Annotated in this window: 18 protein-coding genes; 1 reads left to right on the top strand and 17 read right to left on the bottom strand. The window is 34.7% G+C overall.

What is annotated here, in order from left to right:
• Positions 1-236 precede the first annotated feature (236 nt).
• The 15 genes from J2Z23_RS11790 to J2Z23_RS11860 form a co-directional block, all read right to left on the bottom strand.
• Positions 237-1,391: a CDP-glycerol glycerophosphotransferase family protein gene (locus J2Z23_RS11790; protein WP_082881475.1), complete on the bottom strand. Its 1,155-nt coding sequence runs from the start codon at positions 1,389-1,391 to the stop codon at positions 237-239.
• Between the two features lie 30 nt (positions 1,392-1,421).
• Complete coding sequence (locus J2Z23_RS11795) at positions 1,422-2,690, bottom strand: CDP-glycerol glycerophosphotransferase family protein (protein ID WP_209974025.1); 1,269 nt, start codon at positions 2,688-2,690, stop codon at positions 1,422-1,424.
• Positions 2,691-2,720: 30 nt separating this feature from the next.
• Positions 2,721-3,452 (bottom strand): SDR family oxidoreductase, encoded by a 732-nt coding sequence (locus J2Z23_RS11800; protein ID WP_209974027.1) that lies wholly within the window; start codon positions 3,450-3,452, stop codon positions 2,721-2,723.
• Entirely contained in the window at positions 3,452-4,141 is a 690-nt protein-coding gene (locus J2Z23_RS11805; protein ID WP_057982496.1) for an IspD/TarI family cytidylyltransferase, read from the bottom strand. Before J2Z23_RS11805 ends, J2Z23_RS11800 begins: the two co-directional genes overlap by 1 nt.
• 181 nt (positions 4,142-4,322) lie before the next feature.
• Positions 4,323-5,108 (bottom strand): teichoic acids export ABC transporter ATP-binding subunit TagH, encoded by a 786-nt coding sequence (tagH, locus tag J2Z23_RS11810; protein ID WP_209974108.1) that lies wholly within the window; start codon positions 5,106-5,108, stop codon positions 4,323-4,325.
• A gap of 14 nt (positions 5,109-5,122) precedes the next feature.
• Complete coding sequence (locus J2Z23_RS11815; RefSeq protein WP_209974029.1) at positions 5,123-5,941, bottom strand: ABC transporter permease; 819 nt, start codon at positions 5,939-5,941, stop codon at positions 5,123-5,125.
• A gap of 275 nt (positions 5,942-6,216) precedes the next feature.
• Positions 6,217-8,154 carry a CDP-glycerol glycerophosphotransferase family protein gene (locus J2Z23_RS22305; RefSeq protein WP_238482740.1) on the bottom strand — a complete coding sequence of 646 codons (1,938 nt, stop codon included), beginning with the start codon at positions 8,152-8,154 and terminating at the stop codon, positions 6,217-6,219.
• Positions 8,155-8,237: 83 nt separating this feature from the next.
• Positions 8,238-9,443, bottom strand: coding sequence for a CDP-glycerol glycerophosphotransferase family protein (locus tag J2Z23_RS11825; RefSeq protein WP_209974031.1), 1,206 nt, complete (start codon positions 9,441-9,443; stop codon positions 8,238-8,240).
• A gap of 33 nt (positions 9,444-9,476) precedes the next feature.
• Entirely contained in the window at positions 9,477-10,502 is a 1,026-nt protein-coding gene (locus tag J2Z23_RS11830) for a ribitol-5-phosphate dehydrogenase (RefSeq protein WP_209974033.1), read from the bottom strand.
• The gene (locus J2Z23_RS11835) at positions 10,499-11,212 is read right to left on the bottom strand and encodes an IspD/TarI family cytidylyltransferase (RefSeq protein ID WP_209974034.1); all 714 of its coding nucleotides are present in this window, start codon (positions 11,210-11,212) and stop codon (positions 10,499-10,501) included. The genes J2Z23_RS11830 and J2Z23_RS11835 overlap by 4 nt, the downstream gene beginning before the upstream one ends.
• Before the next feature lie 648 nt (positions 11,213-11,860).
• Positions 11,861-12,892 carry a dTDP-glucose 4,6-dehydratase gene (gene rfbB / locus J2Z23_RS11840; RefSeq protein ID WP_209974036.1) on the bottom strand — a complete coding sequence of 344 codons (1,032 nt, stop codon included), beginning with the start codon at positions 12,890-12,892 and terminating at the stop codon, positions 11,861-11,863.
• Between the two features lie 2 nt (positions 12,893-12,894).
• Positions 12,895-13,746, bottom strand: coding sequence for a dTDP-4-dehydrorhamnose reductase (gene rfbD / locus J2Z23_RS11845; protein WP_209974038.1), 852 nt, complete (start codon positions 13,744-13,746; stop codon positions 12,895-12,897).
• Position 13,747: 1 nt separating this feature from the next.
• Positions 13,748-14,311 (bottom strand): dTDP-4-dehydrorhamnose 3,5-epimerase, encoded by a 564-nt coding sequence (gene rfbC, locus J2Z23_RS11850; protein ID WP_209974040.1) that lies wholly within the window; start codon positions 14,309-14,311, stop codon positions 13,748-13,750.
• Between the two features lie 11 nt (positions 14,312-14,322).
• Positions 14,323-15,201: a glucose-1-phosphate thymidylyltransferase RfbA gene (rfbA, locus tag J2Z23_RS11855; protein WP_209974042.1), complete on the bottom strand. Its 879-nt coding sequence runs from the start codon at positions 15,199-15,201 to the stop codon at positions 14,323-14,325.
• Positions 15,202-15,498: 297 nt separating this feature from the next.
• Positions 15,499-18,783, bottom strand: a complete 3,285-nt coding sequence (locus J2Z23_RS11860) for an SH3 domain-containing protein (RefSeq protein ID WP_209974044.1) — start codon at positions 18,781-18,783, stop codon at positions 15,499-15,501.
• A gap of 483 nt (positions 18,784-19,266) precedes the next feature.
• Between J2Z23_RS11860 and J2Z23_RS11865 the strand changes: the two genes are divergently transcribed.
• Positions 19,267-21,855 carry an N-acetylmuramoyl-L-alanine amidase gene (locus J2Z23_RS11865; protein WP_209974046.1) on the top strand — a complete coding sequence of 863 codons (2,589 nt, stop codon included), beginning with the start codon at positions 19,267-19,269 and terminating at the stop codon, positions 21,853-21,855.
• 51 nt (positions 21,856-21,906) lie between these two features.
• Here J2Z23_RS11865 and J2Z23_RS11870 read toward each other — a convergent pair whose 3' ends face one another.
• Both J2Z23_RS11870 and J2Z23_RS11875 read right to left on the bottom strand, forming a co-directional pair.
• Positions 21,907-22,110, bottom strand: a complete 204-nt coding sequence (locus J2Z23_RS11870; protein WP_209974048.1) for a hypothetical protein — start codon at positions 22,108-22,110, stop codon at positions 21,907-21,909.
• Positions 22,111-22,138: 28 nt separating this feature from the next.
• Positions 22,139-23,740 (bottom strand): glycosyltransferase, encoded by a 1,602-nt coding sequence (locus tag J2Z23_RS11875; RefSeq protein WP_209974050.1) that lies wholly within the window; start codon positions 23,738-23,740, stop codon positions 22,139-22,141.
• Positions 23,741-23,837: the final 97 nt, after the last annotated feature.

The following is a 23,837-nucleotide window of genomic DNA, read 5'->3' on the forward strand; positions in this document are numbered from 1 at the left end:
AATAAAGACTAATGAAAGCAGGAAATCGATAATAAATAGATGAGAGAAGCAGGTGAGAGTGACCATAATTTTTCGTACATTTTGCGCCCATTCTTCATCCACCTTCCTAAAAATTAACTGTTTCCTTATTAATCAAACGTTTGATTAATAACTTTGAGGTTCGGTCGGATAAAGAAAACTTAAAGTAGTCCCCTCGAAAGATAGCTGAACTAAAAAAAGCCCCTTCTAGGGCTTCTTCATCCAAATATATGTTGGGCAATTCGCTTTGCTGAGTGACCATCTTGGTGGTCAAAGAAACGATTACGAAATTGAGCAATTTCGTCCTCTGACCCACCTTCATTCTGAATAAGCTGGATTAAGGTTTCTGTGTCTGCCGCCATAGGGCCCGGGACCATGTCTTCGTATGTATAGTAGAAATCCCGACTGCGGATATACTCCTCTAAATCATAAGGATAAAAAATCATTGGGCGTCCGAGCAAACTATAGTCAAAGAAAACAGTCGAATAATCCGTGATAAGTAAATCAGATAAGGCAAGGAGTTCTTGAATGGAGAATGCATCCTTTACTTGAAAGGCGAAATTCCCCTCCTCTAACGCAAATTCCCCACGCATATATGGATGTAAATGGATAAGTAAAACGTATTGCTCCCCAAGTCTTTCCTTCATCTCCTCGACCTCAAAGGGGATCCGAAATGTTCCTTGTGCATGACTTTTACCTCGAAAAGTCGGAGCATATAAAATTACTTTTTTCCTCTTTGTCTGAGGATAAGTTCTTTGAAATTGGATTCGTAAATCCCCAATCATTTCTTTTGAGTAAAAATAGTCTGTCCTAGGAATACCAAGTGGATAAATATTTTCTGCAGGCATATTAAATGCTTCAGCAAAGTAAGGGACGACTTCCGTTGAACTTACATAGGCCTTTGTATAGTTTCCATGAATGGCAACATGCTTCAAATATTCAGGACTTGGCCCAAATGGTTTGCCGACTGTACTAAGGCCAAATTTTTTCAATGCTCCTGCACTATGCCATAATTGGATAATGTCGACTCTATTTCGTGGCTTTATGACGTAAATTGGAAAATAAAAATCATCAATAATAAAATACCGTGATGTGGCAAGATGAAAGGTTGCATGAATCATATGAAATATATACAGTAGCTTCCCAAGTACAGATCCATCCATTTTTTTAAAAAGATAATGGGGCTTATATTCAGGATAGCTTTGCTGCATCTCCCTATGAATAAAAGCTAAATTGTCCTGAAGCTGATTCGCTCTGTAAGAGGCGAAAGTCACCTTATATGGATTAATACGAAAACATAGACAGAACATTCCATGAAAGGCTTTTAATACATATTTTACAATAATTGTAGGGACTAGCTTGAGAGAACTCATATACTGTCTACCTTTCACCTAATATTTTCATCACTTTAATAAATGTTCTTCGATATAGTGAACTTGTTTCTGCAATACTTCACCTTGATTTTCCTTTGCATAAAAAATATTGAGCACTCGTTCTCGATCCTCTTTATAGCTTGTCGGATCCTCCATTGCCCCCTTTAATTCCTTTAGTAAATTTGAAAAGTCATTTACCTTAGGTCCAGGCGTCACATCAAAATAATTAAAATACATTTGATTAGACTTTTGTAAATATAAAGTAAGATCATAACTGTAAAATAATACCGGACGGTCTAGTAGTAAATAATCCGTATAACAGCTTGAATAATCCGTCAACAAGATATCCGAATATTTTAAAAGAAGCTGTGGATCATAATCTTCCTCACTAATATCAATAATATTTTCATAGATACTCGGAACTTGACCACTACTATACATATGCCGCTTAACTAAAAATATATATCCCTTTTCTGCACATAATTGATTTAACTTTTGAAAATCGAACACAAGATTAATGTCCGTTTCTAATTTTCCAAAGTTGCGGTGGGTTGGCATATACATAATTACTTTTCGTTGACGGATCCATTCGGGGATGAGTAAATCCTCTTCTGTTTCCTTAAAAAACACATCATTCCGGACTTGCCCCAATTGAAGCACATGACTTTCAGGCACTAAAAAAGTTTCCGGATAATAAGAAGAAACGGCTTCGCTTGTCGATACGACATAATTAGTTTTCGCTTGGTTTGTTTTCACAACAAAGGTTCCAAAATAACGCTTTAGCCAACTTTTCTCATGGAGTATTTTATACGAAAAGGTTTTTTTATTTGCCCCCCAAACTTTCTTTAGGCCAACACCATGCCATGTATTATACGATATAGCACCTCCCAAAAAAGATTTACTGAAATCATCATTGATAGAATGAGAATGGATCACCAATTTAGCTCGTAATTGGTAATAGACCCCTTTAGGAGAATGGTGTTTATATGCTTGATATCCTTGCTTGTTGAGTTGTGCCACAACCTGATCATTTTTCGAAATCCAAACACAATCAAGTTGTGGTTTTTTCCTCATTTCTAAAAATAAGTATTTTGTATTCCCTCTGAATCCCCTTCCATTTTCACCACCAAACACAATAAGATTTCGTTTTTTGGGGATTGCCCTAGAGCAAAAATGGAGAGAAACTACAAGAGCACGCTTGGCAATTAGTTTCAACTTTTTTAGGGGCTTGTGATTCACAGATAATAAGATTAAGAGCAAAAGAATAATTTGTATATAGTCGATTAATTTTCCGTTCATACTTTACCGCCTCAACAATTGATGTCTTTTTTACTTTATGGCCTGCGGAGTCGAAGTCTTTACGACTTGCTTCCTCACCACAATATTTTGTCCATCTAAACAGATCCCATCATCAGATAAAAGCCGATTCACAACCTCACCGACATGCTCTGGTTGCATAATTGTTGTCGGATCCTCGTCAGGAGCCAAAACTTTTCGTAATTCTGTTGCACAACGTCCTGGTGAAATACAGTAGACACGAATTCCATATTCGGATAACTCTTCCGACAAAGTCTGGGACATACTAATCAAAGCTGCTTTTGATGAAGCATAAGCTAACCAGCCTGGTCTAGCTGAGCTTCCAGCTGTTGATGCAACATTTAAAATCTGTCCCCCTGATCGTTTCATATACTTTACCGCTTCTTTCGTTATGTTAAAAACAGAATGGACATTAATTCTATACGTTTTTTCCCAATCCTCTACAGACGTTTCCAAGAGAGATTTAGGATTGGCATATCCAGCTACATTCACTAGTATATCAATTGTTCCATATCGTACTCCGACCATCTGCATAATCTCGCTAACTTCTTCATAATTTGTAAGATCAATTGCATGTAAGTCAATATTTTTACTAGAATGCATTAAGTCGACAGTTTCCTTCAGTCCCTCTTCCGTTCTTGCAAAGAGAATAAACTGGCCTATATCCTTCCTTTTACTTAATTCAATGGCAATCGCCCTTCCGATACCACGGCTAGCACCTGTAATCACACATGTTTTTGTCATTAGGAACCCTCCATTAAGATTGTGTCTTTATAAATTGCCTCTGCAATCTTGCGGTCAATTGGCTTCGTAATTTTGATATTGTATTCGCTTCCTTTTAAAATCGAAATAGGAGATTGATAGTAATGGAAAAACAAGCTTGCATCCTCTGTAAACTCAAGATTATCTTCTCGCGCACACTCATGTGCATACAATAAACGCTTAGTTGGATATTTATGGGGTAATTGTACGTTCACAAGTTGATCCCGTTGTAAAATTCCTTCCACTTGATTTTTTCCTTGTAGTACCGTAAAAGGGATGTCTAGACCAAAGATAGCGCTTTCTTTTTCAGTGTAAAGTAACTGGTGAAATTCTTCCTTCGAAACGAATGGGCGAACCGCCTCATGAATCATCACATTTTCATACTTGGCCTCACACAAAGCCTTATAAACAGACTCCTGTCTCGAAGCTCCACCTACCATGCAGTGAATCGGTGTTGAGAAACCATAATCTTTGATGATCTCTTCCGTTTTCAATAGGAACTCAACAGGGCAAGGCAGCAAAATCTCCTTAATTTCCGGAATCTCATCTACTTTCTCTAACACATGAATAAAAATGGGCTTTCCCGCCAACAACAAAAACTGCTTTGGAATATTCAATTGCATCCGCTTACCAATACCACCTGATAATAAAATAAAGCTGTATTCTTTCATGAGTGGACCTCCAAATATTTTTATGTATTGCTTTCTTTAACAATATTCAGCGGATACACTTTTATACCAATTTTAAGATAGAGTTGTTATAAACAACTCTTAGCTAAGGACGCCATTTACAAAAAAAAGCGTAGAACTCTTTAGTAGAATTCTTACGCTTTTATAGTATAAATCTAAAGTTTTATTTATTTTTTTGAAATGCAGTTTCTCTGTATGCATCCTTCTCTTTCTTAGACATCCTCTTATATTCTTTCAAAAACTTCTCGTATTTTGGGATAACTTCCTCTACAGTACCGAATTCCTTTACCATACCGAATTCTAGCCATAGAATCTTTTCACAAAATTCCTTCATTTGACCAATCGAATGGCTGACAAAGATCATTGTTTTTCCTCTATCCTTAAACTCTTTCATTTTCTCAAGGCTTTTTTCTGCAAAAGCTTTATCTCCCACAGAAAGAGCTTCATCAATGATAAGGATATCAGGATCAACACTTACAGAAATCGCAAAGCCAAGTCTTGATTTCATCCCACTTGAATAAGATTTAACAGGTTGGTCAATAAATTTACCTAGTTCAGAGAACTCTATGATTGCTGGCTCAAGTTCTTTTATCTGCTGTTTATTAAAACCCAACATCAATAGTTTTAATTCAATATTATCTCTTCCAGATAAGTCAGCTTTTAAACCCGCAGAAACAGCAATCAAAGCAGCTTGTCCATTCACCTGGACAGAACCCGAAGTTTCTGGCACGATACCAGAAATAATATTCGATAAGGTCGATTTCCCAGATCCATTAATCCCTATAAACCCAACAATATCTCCTTTTTCCGCCTCAAAACTTACATCTGTCAAAGCATAGAAGTCTTCCCCATAATTTTTAGGTGTCAAAAGATCTAATATCCGTTCTTTTGTTGAGGTATATAGTTTATATTTTTTTGTAATATTATTGACGATAATCGCTTTTTCCATAATTGTCACAACCATTATAAATAATCTATAAAATGTCTTCTGAATTTAACATGGATCGTAGAGCCAAACAAAAACAGTATAATCACCAAAACCCAAAAATAGAGAGTATAGTGCCAATGTTCAATGAAATACCAGTCTAAGCCGAATAAAGCTGATCGATAACCTTCTATCAAATAATAAAGTGGATTCAGTTTCATAAGAGTAGGTAAGGGCTCATCTAAAATGGATACTTGCCAAAGTATTGGTGATAGATATAGAACCATTCTTAGTGTTGCATTTAAAAACATATGCACATCTCTAATGATTGTCGACAATGTTGATGTAATTAAAGATATAGAGAACATTAAACAGAATCCCGCAAAAATAAAGTAGAATATTTGTAAAAAACTCACACTAAGATAGTATCCTCCAAGCTGAAATATTATCACAACAACACCTAATATGACTAAGTGTATATAAAATTGTGAAAATAGAGCAATATTCGGAATGACACTCATGGGAAAATTCATTTTTGACAGCATGCGTAGCCGTGTATAAATTGACTTAGATCCTTGTATTGTCGCTTGGTAAAAAAATGTCCATAGGACAAATCCACCGAATAGCCAAAAAGCAAATGGTACTTCTATTCCTGGAGCAATTTCAATGTCTGCACGTTGACGTATACTTCCGAACACAAACCAGTATATGAGCACCTGAATTAGTGGATTCAAAAACTCCCAAACCATCCCCAAATAATTACTTTTATTGTTACTCTTCAATTCATATAGGGATAATCTACGAATTAGATAAAAGTGGTTAATTTGCTCTTTAATAACTGTGATAGCAGCTTTCATACAATTTCCTTTCAGGTTCATTAATCAAATGTTCTTTATAAATTATAATCGTACGAAGTTTGAATGACAACAGCACGAAAATCTTCTAGCGATTCAAAACCATATAATATCTTTGATAACTAAATCAATTCGAGTATAAAGACTTACTCCCCTAATTTCCAGAGGTTCTATTTAGAATTAACAAAGAATTTTTGACTTTAATTAATCAACAACCCAAAAGCTCTAATGAGTCGTTGATTAGTTTAGGTTCAAACACATAATTAAAATTATTATACTTATTTCTCTTGTTTTTCCTGCTCTGCAATCGATCTTTCAAACAGTTCAATTCTTGTTCTTGGCGGCGATAGATTAATCTTGGTTTCTTTCTCTTCCTCAATCCTATTCTCTAAACTCGGGATAATTAGCTCATCGACAACATTTTTCGACGCTTTGCCTAATGTATTACCGAAAAAATATTGAACAAACGGAGGAATTTTCTCCATTTCAAAATTACTCTCTTGTATTTTCTGCAGTAATTCATCCGTAGTCTTAACTAATGGGCCTGGAATAAAGTCAAAATAATTATAATAGAAATCACGGTCCTGAATATATTGTTCAACATCAAACGCAAAGAAAAGCATTGGCTTATTTAACAACGCATATTCAAAGCACACGGATGAATAGTCGGTAACCAATAAATCTGTAATTAAAAGAAGATCGTTTATTTCACGATAGTCACTGACATCATAGAAAAAGTCCGCAAATTCATACGGAATATCTAGTTTATTTTGAACAAAAGGATGGATTTTAAATAGAAATACATATTCCTCATGTAATTCTTCATAAATTCTTTTTAAATGGAGGACTTCAAAGGGATAATAAGCTGATGATTGTCCATTTCCTCGAAAAGTCGGTGCAAATAAAATAACTTTCTTATTCTGTAAGAATGGATACTTAATATGCAATGTGTTGATAACATATTTTTTGTATTCTTCATCAAAAAATATATCTGACCTTGGAACTCCAGTTGCAAAGACTTTATCTACCGTTATTCCAAAACCTTCTGCATAGTTTTTTCTCACGCCTTCACTGCTTACAGCAGCTTTTGTATAATTCCTATGATTTCTCGATTTAGGCGATGGTCCTCCTGGTCTACCTAACCTGCTAAAGCCAAATGTTTTGAACGCGCCAGCAGCATGCCATACTTGGATTAAATCGGTCTTTTTTCGTATGTCTAACGGGTAGATAAGCGGATAGAAGTCATCCAATAAAATGACCTTAGCTGTGGCAAAATGAAATGCAATTTTGAGTAATTCAAAAAGTGATTTTTTATCATTAATTCTTTCATTAAATAAAAATTTAATATCTAAATTTAAATCGCGTTTATACAATTCTTCATAAACAAAGAAGAAGTTTCCGTTTAATTCTGAACGACTATCAGAAGCAAACACAATCTTTTTCTTCATAATTGGTAATAAACCAAATAAAATATAAGCTAGTTTAAATATCCGACGTTTCATAGCTTTGATATATTTATTCTCACGTACTTCATTATCTTCATCAAGCTCTCTAGGATCATACGATTGCAATAGTGAACTTTTAAGGCGAAGTGTCTTCGTGTAACTATCCAAATCAATTAACAAATTATATTTTAATACCCTTTTCTGTGAAAAATAATGAAGTTTTGTTGCTAAAAGTTTGCTTCCTAGTAACTTCTTTGCACTCGAAAGTGGTACGGATTTTTGGTACTTTATATCATCTTGATCATCAGGCATTTGTTCCAATCTAACATATAGATTGTATTCGCCAGCCTCTAGCGGCTTCCCTTTATTAATCGTTGATAAATCAATACTCCCTCTAAATCCACCCAATTGTTCTAGATCTTGCTCTCCGTCTACATTGGTTAAAATCTCCCCTAATTTGCAATTGGTTAAAGGGATATGAAACATTTCTTTTTCAAGGATCTGATCATTGGTCATTTCTTCACAAGTATTATCAAAATCCTCTTCCTCACATCTTCTATGATTCTTTCGATATTCATCGAAATCAATCTTCGGAACAATTAATAAGGTATTTCTTATTCTATCTTCTTCAAAGGTTGCCAAACCACCTATTGTCGCATAACCTTCGATTTCGAGGTATGGACCGTAAATATTAAATTTTGTAATATCATGAATAACCTTTTTATTATGTTTAAGTTCAGCGTTTTTATTTTCAATTGATGAGATAAACAATAGACATCACCTCTATTTAAAAATTGGTCGAGAAACACTTATCCCTTTGCTCTTCTTAACCCCAAGCAATCCAGACTTGCTAACTATTCAGAGGTTTGTTGAAGGGTTCTATGCTCAATCTCACCAATTTCTTTTCCATGAATATGATTGACGATTCTTTTGGCACTTTTACCATCTAAGTAGTCAAAAAAATCTTCTTTAAATTTCATAATACTTGTAAGATCACTTTTTTCATTTAAAATCCAATCCCCTAAACCCACTGTTTCATTGAAAAAGGGGCCAGGTATAAAACTTCTGTAATCAAAATAAAAATCGCGTTCTTGTAGATACTCCTCGAGATCGTCTGCATAGAACAAAATTGGTCTCTCAAGGAGACTGTAGTCGAAAATGATCGAAGAATAATCAGTAATAAGAATGTCTGCAACAGCCATTAATTCCTCGATAGTAAAATTCTCATTAATCATTGTCGCAAAAGATTGATCTTTCTCGTGAATCCAAGAATTTTGTTGCATATAAGGATGGAGATGAATGAGTAAAACATATTCATCTCCCAGCATCGCTCTTAATTCACCAATATTAATCGGACAAGATATTTTCTCAGGATCATGACTTTTCCCTCTAAACGTAGGAGCGTATAAAAGCACCTTTTTGTTTATTACCTCCGGAAACTGAAGATAAAATTTGTCCTGTGCTTCATTTATTTTTCCTATATCGAAGAAAAAGTCTGTACGTGGCACTCCTAATGGGATGATTTTATCCTCATCCATTCCAAATGCTTCTGCATAATAAGGAACGACATTTTCGCCGCTAACATATACCTTCGAATAATTAGAATGTACTTTTACATGTTGAAGATATTCTTTGCTCGGACCAAAAGGTTTATTCACTGTGCTGAGTCCAAACTTCTTAAACGCACCTACCGCATGCCAAAGCTGAATAATATCAGTCCCTTTCCTCGGTTTTATCACATAAACGGGAAAGTAGAAGTCATCGATAATAAAGTATCTAGACGTCGCTATCGCATAGACAGATTTCAACATATGAAAAAAATATTCGAATTTCCCCCATAAAGAGCCATTAAATTTTTTTATTAAAAAAGAGTATTGGTAGTCCGGATATTGACTAACCATTTCTTGATATACATAGTTTAAGTTTCCCTCTATAACATTTGAACGATAGGAAGCAAATGTCACTTTTTTCTCTTTAATTGGAAAGACGAAGGCTATTATAATATAAACAATCCGTAAAAAATACTTAACTGTAATTGTAGGTAGAAATTTCAAGTTCACCTTTTATGCCTACCTTCCTTCATAGCTGCACTATTAAATGTTCCAGGCCAATACTGTTTTCCCCCAAGATACAGTTAAATCATTTTCAAAGGCTTCAATAATTTCTCCAATTGTAGTAACCGATTGAACGGAACCAATAAGTGTTGTCAAATAATCCACAATATCAGGAAATTCCTTCATCATTTCAACTGTGTCAACAAAATCATTACGACCACTACGACTACTTCCAATAATGGTAATTCCTTTTTCCAATACCATTCTTGAATTGAGTTGAATAGGATATTCAGATACTCCCATAATTGCAATAGACCCTTCTGGATAGATATAATCTATAATCTGATTGATGGCTGATTCACTACCTCTACCACCTACTGCTTCAAAGGCGTGATCGATCGATAAATCTTCAGGTATCTCATCAATTTGGTAAGTTTCATCTACAAAGGAAAAATGATCCAATTTATATTGATTTTTGCCGAAGACGATGACTTTGCTGTTTGGATACTTTTTCTTAAGAAGTAAGGAAGTGATATAACCTAAATTACCATCTCCCCAAACGCCTAATACATTTCTTCTTTTATGCGCTTTTGTTTCAAAGCGAGTAATAGAATGTGTTGCGATAGTAATTAACTCTGTAAATGCCGCTACTTCTGGATTAATGTCTCCTGGTAATTCAACTAAGCGATCTGCTTCTAAAAACACATAATCCTGCATAAAGCCATCATAGCCACTTGACCTAAATTTGCTAGAGCGCAAATAGTTTTCTGCACAATACTCATCAACTTCTGTAGGTGTATTAGGAATCATCACAACTCTCGTCCCAATTTTAAACTTACCTGAACGATCGAAAACAACTTTACCAATCCCTTCGTGGATTAGCGCCATTGGTAACTTCGCATTCATGGCTTCTTTTCCTCGGGTACCAGTGTAATAGCGTTGATCCGCAGCACAAATAGAGAGGTATTCAGGTCGAACCACTACATAGTCTGATTGTAAACTTCGGTCTTTATAGGTAACCTCAAATTGTCGGGCAGAAACTAATCGATAAACTTGATTGATCATTGTGAAATCCGCTCCTGTATAATGGCATTTGCCACTTTTAAATCATAAGGGGTAGTTAGTTTGATATTGAATACTTCTCCCCTTACTAGCTTTACTTTTTCACCTTTTAATGCGAATATTTTACAAGCGTCTGTCAATATACCTTTTTCTGCCTCATCAAGTGATTGATAAAGTTCCACTAGCTTTTTAATATTAAAGCTTTGCGGTGTCTGTCCTTGGAACATTGTGTCACGAACAGGAATTTCAGTAATTACTTCCTGGTCTTCTGATCGAATAATTGTATCAATTGCTTCAATCACCGTATCAACAGCAGAATATTCTAAAGCAGCATTAATATTTTCATCTATAATTCTATGAGTCAAAAATGGACGAACGGAATCATGAGTGACAATAATATCGTCATCATTAATCCCAAAGTGCTCGTCAATATAACGAACTCCACTCATAATAGATTCGTTCCGATCATCGCCACCTGAAACAACTACAACTCGATCTGTTTCACCAATATATTTTTTTATAATATCTTTCGTGTGGTTAACCCAATCTTTACGCGATACAATAATAATTTTATCAAAACGGTCATTCAACAAAAACTTTTCTATTGTATGAATGATAATCGGTCTATTATTTAGAGACAAAAACTGTTTTGGCATATTTATGTTTCCCATTCTTGAGCCGTTCCCACCAGCTAAGATTTCTGCATATATCACTGTGATATCTCCTTTTTTCTATGTTTATATAAAACTAATTTTTTTGTTGAAAGATGTCATAAACTCATAGTAAATATACACTTCTTTTTAAATTTTATCAACATGGCTCCCATATCATCATCAATATGGTCATAGTTATTCAAATATAGCACTTACGAAGCGCTATTTACTAGTGATTGTTATAAATTACTTTTGCCAAATGATGTAAAGTTTGCCTCAAAAAGGCTCTGAATATTCGGTCGAAAGGCCAATTTAATGCTCTTCTCATTATCTTTCCAAAAAGCTTCCAAATATAGGGATTTGGCCCATATAAAATTTTTAGACCGATTGCTCCTTTGGCAATAACTCTACCAGTTACTTATATTATCTTTAACAGGTTGTCTAAATATATAGGTTACTTTTTACACTTACGAGATAAGGAAAAATCAACCCTTTCGCTATTAATTCGGGTAGGTGGGACGGCAATAAGATACCATTCACGTTGTTTCAAATAAATTTTAAAGTCCTGTTGTGACCAAATAAGTACAAATATTGATATACGGAAATTCTTAAGCCTTTGGCTGAAATGGTTAACTTCTTGCATATTATCCTAGTAAGGCATTAAATAAGAGGTTGTCTTCAATAGATGACAACCTCTTAAGAGTACGATTACTTATCGTCTTTTAATAAATACTGCTTTGCAAAATACTCTTTGTATTCGCCGCTAATAATTTGCTCCCACCATTCCTTATTATCCAAATACCACTGAATGGTCTGAGCAATACCAGTTTCAAAATTATAAATTGGTTTCCAACCTAAATTTTCTAATTTTGTAGGATCAATTGCATATCGTTTATCATGACCAAGTCGATCCTCAACAAACTTAATAAGGCTTTCTGGTTTGTCAAGGGTACTTAAAATAGTTTTAACCACTTCAAGATTAGTTTTTTCATTATGACCCCCGACATTATAAACTTCTCCATCAACTCCCTCATGTAGAACTAAATCAATTGCAGAGCAGTGATCATAAACATGAAGCCAATCCCTAATATTTTTCCCGTCACCATATACTGGAATACTTTCATCATTTAAAACTCTCGATATAGTAAGGGGAATTAACTTCTCTGGGAAATGATATGGTCCATAATTATTAGAACAACGGGTGATATTAACTGGCAAACCATATGTTTCATGATATGCGCGTACTAGTAAATCAGAAGAAGCCTTACTTGCACTATATGGACTATTGGGTTGAATCGGAGTATCCTCCGTAAAGAATACAGTTGGATCAAAATCTAGTTCTCCATACACCTCATCTGTTGATACATGAAGAAACTTAGATACATTGATATGTTTAGAAGCGTCTAAAAGTATTTGCGTTCCTAATACATTTGTTTTTATAAAAATTTCTGGATCTGTGATAGAACGATCCACATGACTTTCAGCTGCAAAATGTACAACATAATCAAAGTTTTCTTTTTCAAATACACCCAAAATCGTGTCTCTATCGCTGATATCTGCTTTAATAAAATGATAATTCCTCTTATTCTCTATCTGTTTATGCTTTGTTAAATCACCTGCATATGTTAACAAATCTAAATTATAAATATCATAATCTGGATATTTATCCACCATATACTGCACAAAGTTTCCTCCAATAAAACCCGCCCCACCAGTAACTACTATCTTTTTCTTTGACATAACTATTTCACCTCATATTTTAGCTCATTCAAATAATGTGATAATGCCTCTTGCCATTTTGGTAATCTTGAAAATCCATTCTCATCAAGCTTTGATTTAGATAATCTTGAATTTTTCGGTCTTACTGCAGAAGTAGGAAAGTCTTCTGTTGTAATAACATTGACTGTAACCTCTTTATTACTCTGTCTAAATATCTCCTCAGCAAATTCAGCCCAACTACAAAATCCTTCATTCGTCGCATGGTAAATTCCATAATTCCTTGTTTGAATCATTTCAATTATTAATTTGGCCAAGTCGTAAGTATAAGTTGGTGAACCAACTTGGTCACCTACAACACTTATCTCTTTATTTGAATCTGCTAATCGCAACATCGTTTTTATAAAGTTCTTCCCATTTAACCCAAAAACCCAGGAAATTCGAACAATAAAACTATCTAATGTTTCCTGAACTATTTTCTCGCCTTCATACTTGGTTAGACCATAATAGTTAATAGGATTTGTTTGATCTGTCTCCTTAAATGATGTTTCGCCTTCTCCATCAAAAACATAGTCAGTACTGACATAAAGGAATTTAGCTCCAACTCTTTTTGCTGCTTCTGCTAGATTCTTTGTTCCTTCTACATTCACATTCCAGCAAATTTCTCGCTCATTCTCTGCTTTATCCACGGATGTATACGCAGCACAATGAATAATAGCATCTGGATTTAAATCTTCTATATAATTGTTCACTTCGTTTTGCACAGTTATATCTAGATCTTTGCTTCCAACGCCGTACATGTCAAAGCTTGCTCTTTTTCCTTCATTTACAACATCATAACCTAATTGGCCTGTAAAGCCCGTTACTAGAATCTTCATCCTATTTCTCCTCATAGAAAAAATTGATATCAGCTTCTTCTAAGCTTGGTGCATGTTGATCCTTTTCTGACAAAATAGGCTCGATATCCATTGGCCATTGAACTCCAATTGTAGAATCATTCCACATAATTCCACGGTCACAATCGGGAGCATAGTCGTTATCTACTTTATATTGTACTTCGGCATCCTCTGTAATCGTCATAAAACCATGAGCGAATCCTCGTGGAACTAATAATTGTTTTTTATTTTCAGCGGAAAGTTCGATTCCGTACCATTTACCAAATGTGGGACTTCCCTTTCTAATGTCTACTGCTACATCAAAGATTGCACCTCTCGTACATCTTACAAGTTTGGTCTGTGCTTTTGGATTCAATTGATAATGTAATCCACGTAACGTTCCTTTTGTAGCAGAAAAAGATTGATTATCTTGCACAAAGTTTAAATCTATTCCTTCTTTTATTAATTTAGAATAACTGTACGTTTCCATGAACCACCCTCGATGGTCTCCAAAGACAGCTGGTTCAATTACTTTGACACCTTCCAAATTTGTATCAATAATTTTCATTATCATCACCTCTAGTATTTAACTTCCCCATTGGCCACTTTTAACAAGTAATGGCCATATCCTGTTTTAGAAAATGCCTTTGCTGAACGAAATAATTCTTCTTGTGTTATCCACCCATTAATATAAGCTATTTCTTCAAGTGCGGATATTTTAATCCCTTGATGTTCTTCCACTGTTCTTACAAAGTTTGTCGCAGCTACTAAGCTTTCATGTGTCCCTGTATCTAACCATGTATAACCACGACCCAATAATTCAACATGGAGATCTCCAAGTTTTAAATATTCTTCATTGATAGAAGTGATTTCTAGTTCTCCACGGTGAGAAGGTTTTACATTTTTCGCAATATCGACAACACGATTATCATAAAAATACAATCCGGTTATTGCGTAATTTGATTTAGGTTCACGGGGTTTTTCCTCCACGCTTATAACTTTCCCATTACTATCAAATTCAACAACGCCAAATCGTTGGGGATCTGGAACATGGTACCCAAAGACGGTAGCGCCGCTCTTTCTATTCGTGGCTGTAATTAATTTATTTCTTAAACCACTACCGTAATAAATATTGTCTCCTAAAATCATAGCAACTGGGTCTTTCCCAATAAAATCCTCGCCAAGAATAAAAGCTTGTGCTAACCCTTCTGGTTTTTCTTGAACTACATATTCTAGGCTTATTCCATACTGAGAACCATCCCCAAGTAAGGCATTAAAGCGTGGCAAATCTTCCGGTGTCGAAATAATTAATATATCCCTGATACCCGCCAACATTAATGTAGATAACGGATAAAATATCATCGGTTTATCATAGACAGGTAGTAACTGCTTACTAGTTACCATCGTTAATGGATATAGCCGTGTTCCACTTCCTCCGGCTAAAATAATTCCCTTCATTAAATCATCTCCTACTAATATATTATATAGTTTCTAAAGCGCTCGGATCATATTCCTAGTTTCACTATTGGATCTAGGGATTGAAGAGAAGCTAATATCATTAAAAATATAGTCGAATACTGTTACCCACCGACAATTATAACAAATTACAATTAACATGCATAATTTATCTTTTGGCATTTTCTATGGTATTTTTATGAAAATACACAACTACAATAATATAAAAAGGTGCATTTTGAAAATATTCAAAATGCACCTTTTTAATACTAAATATGGGATTCAGTTCAGGCATATGACCTATTTAACTTCAATATAATCACCAGAAACCCAGCCTTCATTTCCATCCACTTTAATTTTGTACCAATCGGCATTTTTACCAACAATGGTTACTTTCGTATTTTTAGGTAATGTTTGGATAATGCTATGACCAGTCGTTGGACCAGTTCTGAAATTAAGTCCACTTGTTGTAACAGCAGTTTTACCCTCTAATTTACGATCAAGCTTATATTGAGCATCACCCGTCGGCTTAGGGGAGGTACTTGGTTGATTTTTAAATTTCGGTATATCCAAGTGTAACACATATGCGTCTAACAGATTATATATATTTGCCATTTTTGTTGTTTGAGCTTCAGCCCAAGCTACATGAGTAGCATATTGATGTGTTGCATATCCATGAGTTTCGATAAAATCTGGATTCCAACGCATTTTATATAGTGTATTTTGACCACTATTAATATATCCATTCGATATAAACTGCGCTCCTCCTATAATCGCATCTTCTATTTTAAACCATCCTTCTTGATACGCTCTTATTGAGCCCAAAACACCTGGATTTTGATCAAGAGCCCCAATACCAAAAGCATTATAGATTGGTTTAATATTTTTTGCATCTTTTGCATTAAACTTTTTATCCTCGGTAATTTTCCAAATCCATTTATTATCATCATTGACTTTATATTCAGCAATAAATGTCCCATTTGGTAGGAAGGAAACCCATTTATTTTTGCTTATTTCTCCTACTTGAATAGTACCATTTGATAAAATTGATGCCCCATTACCTGTTTCATGAAGAGCATGTGAGATTAAGTACACTTCATTTATACTATATTTTTGGCTGGCGGCAATAAACGCATTTGCTTTGCCGGAAAATTCCCCTTTTCCAATAAGAACTTTATTATTTAGCTCATTAACACTTAACCCAGCTGTTTTTGAAAGGTTTAAAAATTGCAGATAACTACTAGACTTTTTTGAAAAGTTATTCGGATTTGCATAATATTCAACAAACTCCCTACTTGCATATAAAGCCCCAGCCCCATCAGCCTTAGGATTAACCACCATCTGTCTATCAATCATTTTTGAAAAGTCAATAGTGTAGTTTGTGTAATTTTCCACTGATCCTATTCTTCTGAAAGCACTCTCTTTATTTACGGTTGGCCCTTTGCCCTTTGAGACTAATTTAACTTCAATGGCCTCTAAGCGTTTCGATAAGCCTTGAGATCCAGCTTCCATTCCATTATTGGCCCAACCTAGCCAACCAAAGTTTTGGGCGTGGACACGATAATAAATATCATAATGTTTTTCCATTTCTCCAGTTAGATTAATTTTAATGGCTTCAAGACGCTTGCTTTCTCCACTAGTTCCGGATAGTGCACCGTTGGAGACACTTTTCAACCAGCCTTTACTTTGCACATGTGTGGAATATGTAATTCCTCCACTAAAAGGAGCATCTTTCAATTCAATCTTAATTGCTTCTAAGCGTTTCGCTTTCCTCGTAGTTCCACTTATTACCCCATCTGATACAGAATTCATCCATCCATGAGTTTGGACATGTGTGGAATAAACGACAGATGGCTTCGTAAGAGAAGGTCTAGCTGTTGGACCGGGAGCTTCTTTACCTTTTTCAACTAATTTAATTTCTATGGCTTCAAGACGCTTAGATAAGCCTTCTGTCCCAGCGACTTCCCCATTTTTCGCCCAATCCAACCATCCAAATGTTTGGGAATGAACGCGATAATACACATCATAATTTTTCGCAACTTCGCCTGTAAGATTTATTTTAATGGCTTCCAATCGCTTACCTTGTCCAGTAGAACCAGATGAGGCATTATCGGAAACATTGCTTATCCATCCTTTTCCTTGAACATGGCTAGAATATGTAATTCCACCACTATATGGGGAATCCTGTAAAGCTATTTTGATTGCTTCCAACCGTTTGGATTCACCTTTTGTACCACTCATTTTCCCATCTTTAACTGAACCCATCCAACCATAGGATTGAACATGTGTGGAATAAGATACAGATGGCTCTGTGAGATATGGTTTATTCGTGGAACCTGGAGCCTTACCGCCTTTTTTCACTAATTTGATTTGTATACCTTCTAAGCGTTTAGCAAGTCCTTCCGTTCCTGCTGGTTCACCATTTTTTGCCCAATCTAACCAACCAAACGTTTGGGAATGAACGCGATAATACACATCATAATTTTTCGCCTCTTTACCAGTTAATTCAATTTTAATTGCCTCTAGTCGCTTGTGCTTACCACTAGTTCCACTCACCTCTCCTGCAGAAACAGGGTCTTGCCAACCGTAAGTCTGTACATGTGTAGAATATTTCAAACCTAAGTCGTTCATATTACTAATTGAAATTTTAATAGCTTCTAAGCGTTTTGCTTTTCCCGTAGTTCCACTTAAAGTCCCGTCTTTAACTGTTTCCAACCAACCGTGGGTTTGTACATGGGTAGAATAGTTAATAGAAGGAGCTTGGTTAGTTTGTATCATATAGCTTTTCATGACTACTTTATTCGATTCCTCTTCAATAGAAGTTAAATCTTCTTCTAATGGCGCTTCCTTTGATTGTCCCTCTTTTGATAAATCCTCTTCTATTGATTCTCCATCTTCCTCAGTGACCAATTCTTCATCTTCTACTATTTCAACTTCTGTAGATTCATAATCATTTGTTTCATTATCTTCCACAGTATTTGAGGTTTCATCTATTATTTCTGCGTCTTCCACAGCATTTAAAGATTCATATTCCTCTTCTGTAATTTCAACCTTTTGACTGTCTTCATCTATTAAATAATATACTGTTTCTTGATTCATCACAGTATTATACTCATCTCTGATTTTTAGCAATTCAATAGAAGTGCCATTTTCATTTTCATCGATAATAGTCGTCTCGGTGGTTAATTCAAGAGGGCTTACCTCTTCAACTTCAAATGAATCAGATTGCATTAATCTATAAACAACCTTTTCATCCTCTTTTATAACAAGTTCACTGAGTTCGGTAGTATCCTCAAGAGTGATCTCTTTAATCTCTTCTGTTGAATTTGATTTTTCGTTAAAGGTTTCAATTTTCCCAATAGCAGTTGTCTTCGATTCATCCGTCCATCCATTTAAAAATAATTTTATATTCTCACTAATCTCTATCTCCTGCTCTGTTCCATCATATTGAATAAAATAATAGCTAAAATCCTCTCCAAAGTCAGTTATGTCCGGACTTTCTAATGCGTAAGCAAAAGTGCCTTGAGAGAACAACACGGAAAACATTAATAATATACAACTTATTAAACTTATCTTTCTTTGCATCATCAATCTCCCTAAACTTAAGTTTTACAAAATTAGTTGCTTTATTAAATACAAATTATTTTCTCTTAATCTAGTTACAAGCAAAGACAAAAGTACCATTGAGACTTTCTGTTCCTTTCACCTCTCTAACATTTAAAAACGAGACATATGACCTATCTTCTTTTTAGAATACTAAGTCAAAATTATGTGAATTATTCGAGTTGAACCTAGTAAATTAACCCTCCTAATTTAGCTTACTTATATGATCTTTTGTCGTAACTTTCAAAACTCGAATCATGTCATATATTAACATATATTCGAACTTTACTCTATAACAAATCAGCAGAAAATTAGTTCTTTATAATCAACTTCCATAATAGAATCCTCTATCCAAAGAACTCTTTTACTGGTAGTATTTAGCCATTTTTATGCTAGAATAGTATATTGAATTGTAGGATTTTGTTGAAAATACAATTTAAGACTAGATTAACAGGGAGAATCAGAATGCAAAGAATTTTACTTAGTAGTTTGAGTTTGTTGTTAATGATTTTTACGTTTAATGGAACTATTGCTTTTGCAGAGGAAAATCCCACCGAACAAAGGGATGGAGAAGAAACTAGTTATTTCTCCATTCATTACGATGGTGAGGAACAAGAGGTAATACTTGAGGATGATACTAAATTGATTTTAACGAGCTGGATAGATGAATCCAAGTCAGCAGTTCGTGCTACATTAAGAAGTAGTGAGCAAACATCCACATCAAATTCTACTAATGAATTAATATTGGAAGTGACTGAACATCCTATTGAGTTAAAATTACCAGAAGATAAAAGTATTTATTATACTCTACATCCTTCTGATTTATTTATTGTAGAAGAATTAAACTTGTCAGATTCTAATATTCCAACTGACATAATTGAAAATGAAGTCGAAGTGGAAGATGAAGTTGATAATTCTGAAGATGAAACTACTACCACAGATAAAAGAATAAACAAAGAAGAAGAAACAGATGCTGAATCTGTAGATGAGCAAAAACCGAAGATTGCATCTGATGAAAATGAAAATTCAACAAATACAGTAGCTCCCACTAAGGACATGACAATTACAAGTGAAGCATACTCCATCCAAAGCGAGGATCCTATTATTAGTTACTCTACTCATATTCAAGGAATTGGTTGGCAAAGTCCCGTATTCAACGGGGAAACATCAGGAACATCTGGCAAAGCTAAACGTTTAGAAGGTATTAAGATTTCTATCGATAACGCAAAAGATTTGGATGTTACATACACTACTCACGTTCAAGGTTATGGGTGGCTCGATTATGTTTCTGATGGAATAGTAAGTGGTACCACTGGGAAAGCAAAACGATTAGAAGCCATTAAAATTGAATTAACTGGTAAAAAGGCCCAAGATTACGATGTCTATTACCGTGTCCATGCACAAACTCACGGTTGGCTTGGTTGGGCGAAAAATGGGGAACCTGCTGGAACAGAAGGTCTTTCTAAAAGATTGGAAGCAATCGAAATAAAAGTAATCGAAAAAGGATCTAATGATAATATTTCAACAGGTAATTCATTTATTAAGAAACCTACCATCGTTTATTCTACTCATGTACAAACATATGGCTGGATGAACCAAGTTAGAAATGGAGCGTTGAGCGGAACGACAGGTAAGGAAAAGCGATTAGAAGCAATTAAAATCAGTTTACAAGATTCCAATTACTCCGGAGATGTAGTTTACTCTACGCATGTACAGAATCTTGGGTGGTTAGATAACGTATCTAACGGGGGCGTTTCCGGCACAAATGGACAAAGTAAACGGATGGAAGCTATAAAAATCAACCTCACAGGAGGAGTAGCCAAATATTACGATGTATACTATCGCGTGCATTCGCAATCTTTTGGATGGCTTGGTTGGGCAAAAAATGGACAAGCCGCTGGGACAGAAGGTTTGTCCAAGAGACTTGAAGCTATTGAAATTAAATTGGTAGCAAAAGGAGGAAAAGCTCCTGGATCAACTGCTGATCGATTTCTGACTAAGCCTTCAATTGTTTATTCTTCACACGTTCAAACGTATGGTTGGTTAGAGTCAGTTAAGGATGGGGCAGTGAGTGGCACTCAAGGACAGTCAAAACGGTTAGAAGCAATCAAAATAGACCTGAAGAATTCTCCATACTCAGGAAATATTGTTTACTCTACCCACGTTCAAACGTATGGTTGGTTAAATGACGTCTCCAACGGGGCAATAGCTGGAACAAATGGGCAAAGTAAACGAATGGAAGCCATTCAAATTAATCTCACTGGTGAAATTGCAAAACATTATGATGTGTATTACCGAGTGCATTCCCAATCATATGGATGGCTTGGTTGGGCGAAGAATGGAATGAAAGCCGGATCAGAAGGTAACTCCAAACGCTTGGAAGCTATCGAAATAAAATTAGTGCCTAAAGGTAAAGGACAATCCGTAAAAGCAAGCGAGGCATTCAAGCAACCAGTTAAAATTAAAGTCTTTCTTGACCCAGGACACGGAGGCTTTGATACAGGAGCAGTAGCTGGAGGAGTAAGAGAAGCAGACTTAAACTTGACCGTTGCAAAAAAGGTTGAAAAGCTATTAAAAGCTCGTGGCTATTCTGTACATATGTCACGAAACAACGATACGTATGTCGGATTATATGACAGAGCTCAAATGGCAAATAATTTAGATGCTGATATATTCATTAGTGTCCACCATAACTCAACAGCTTTTGCGACAACTATCGTAAATGGTATTGAATCTTACTATTATAAATATAATAAAGAATATCCTTCAAAAATAAACCAGGATATGCATAATAATCCTGAAAGAATTAAAAAGAGTATAACATTAGCAAGCTTAGTTCACCAGAACATGCATAAGAAAACCGGGGCAGTAAACCGTGGTATTGGCGGGGCATCCTTTGCGGTAGTTCGTGAAACGAAAATGCCAGCAACATTATTAGAACTTGGATATATTAATAATGCAACCGAACGTATTAAATTGGTGAGTGATTCATATCAAAATAAATTAGCTGAAGCAATAGCCAATGGTGTAGATCAGTACTTCAATATCTATTAATAAAAAAGAGGTCTCGGAATGAAGATACTTCCAGACCTCTTTTTTATCATTTTATTTTACAAATTTTATTTCAGATTCTGCAATAAATTCAGTATTCATAATACCATCTGTGTCTACTGGACGAAGTTCAAACCAGCCTTTAATTAAAGGATACACTATAATTTCATCATTTTTATTAAATTGGTTTACCTTAATTGCTTTTTTTGAAGGCCTTGCATAGGAAAAAACACTGTTTTTTTTAACTATTGCTTTCATTTTCGGGACTCCCAATATTATCATCCTTTTACTTAGTCAATTTAACATCAAACGAAAGATTATCATGATCTTTGGTAAAATATGCTTTAACTGTATATTTCTTACCAAACGAGCGTATAGGGTCAATCATTATTTCCTTTTTAGGAACTATTTCTTCCTCTTTATTAGACTGTGTAATTTTATCTATAAAACCTTTAGCTTCATGTATACCTTTTTGTTGTTTTATTTTTAAATCACTACTTCTTGCTTGTCCCAACCTTCTTCTTTTCGTATATCCATCTACTATTCCTTCTATAAAGACATCCCATGGCCCAACAGATTTCTCACTTATAACGAAATCTTGGTAATCAACTTTAAAACTGAATTGGCCAGACTTATTTAAAAGATTGTTCTTTAATCTTTTTTCTAATCCAGAGTTTCTATGAACAAGAATTAACTCATTTTGTACATTCATATTAATTAAAAGGCTTTGATAAAACTGTCCAGATATTTCAAAATGTGTATCATCTATCACGATATTGTTTACAAAAACATCGGATATATTAAGATGATTTACAGAATATTCGTCATCATAAGCCAAGTGTTTTCTAGAATAATTGAACCTTGCGTAAATCCATCCATTTTTAACCCTTGTTACCTGATTCGGACTAACCTTATCCATTTGCTTATGAACCATCAATAGCTTTTGTAAATCATTTTCCTGCGCAATTAATACAAAATAATGGAATCGGGACGGTAATAATTTGATCAATTCATCATTTACATGGTCATCAACGAATCTTTTCGTTTCATTTAACCAATCAATTTTTTGTTCCGTTGTCAACCTATTCGTTAAAAGATAACTTCTTAATCGACTTGCATGAAGGAATCTGTTTATGAAAGCTGCAGATAATTCCGTTTTGTATAAAGGGCTTAAATCTGACTCTTTTATAGTCTTCATAATATTATTAAACGAATAATAGAAGTTTTCAGCTGGGAAGTATTTTAAACTTAGATTTTCGTCTCCCCTTTTAACAACATAATAGTATTCATAATCAGATAAAACAGTAATAACTTTGGCATTAACAAATGATTGCATAACGAATAATTGATCTTCACCTACAACAGCTTCTTTATGAAAATGGATATCATATTTTCTTATAAAATTAACATTAAACATTTTATGTGGCGCTAATGAAAAGACCAAGTTATGTTCTAAAATCTCAGCTTTTGGTAAATTCCCATATTTAAACATAGATTGCGGGACGTTCCTTCCATTAACCCCTACATATTTACCAAATATAACATCTGAATTATTTTCTATTGCATTCTTATAAAATCTCTCGAGCGTTTCTTCTCCAATAAAGTCATCATTATCTAAAAATAGAATATATTCACCTTTTGCTGCATTAATCGCATCATTTCTCGGTAGCATAGGACCACCGGAATTTTCAGTTCTATTAATAAGTTTAATGTTACTATGGCTTTCCATATATGATTCTACAACCTTGGCGCTATTGTCCGTTGAGACATCATTCACACAAATTACTTCAAATTCACTACTATCCATTGTTTGATTTACTAGAGAATCTAGTGTTACATTTAAATGTCTTTCTGCATTATAGATTGGGATAGCTACAGTAATTTTCAAACATTTCAACTCCTATAAGCAATCAGTATACTGCTCTTGTAATAATCTCCATTACAATATTATTTTATAGAAAAAAAAGATTAGGTCAAATTTTTCC

Source organism: Lederbergia galactosidilytica, from assembly GCF_017873565.1.
In the GTDB taxonomy this organism is placed as follows: Bacteria; Bacillota; Bacilli; order Bacillales; family Bacillaceae_C; genus Lederbergia; species Lederbergia galactosidilytica.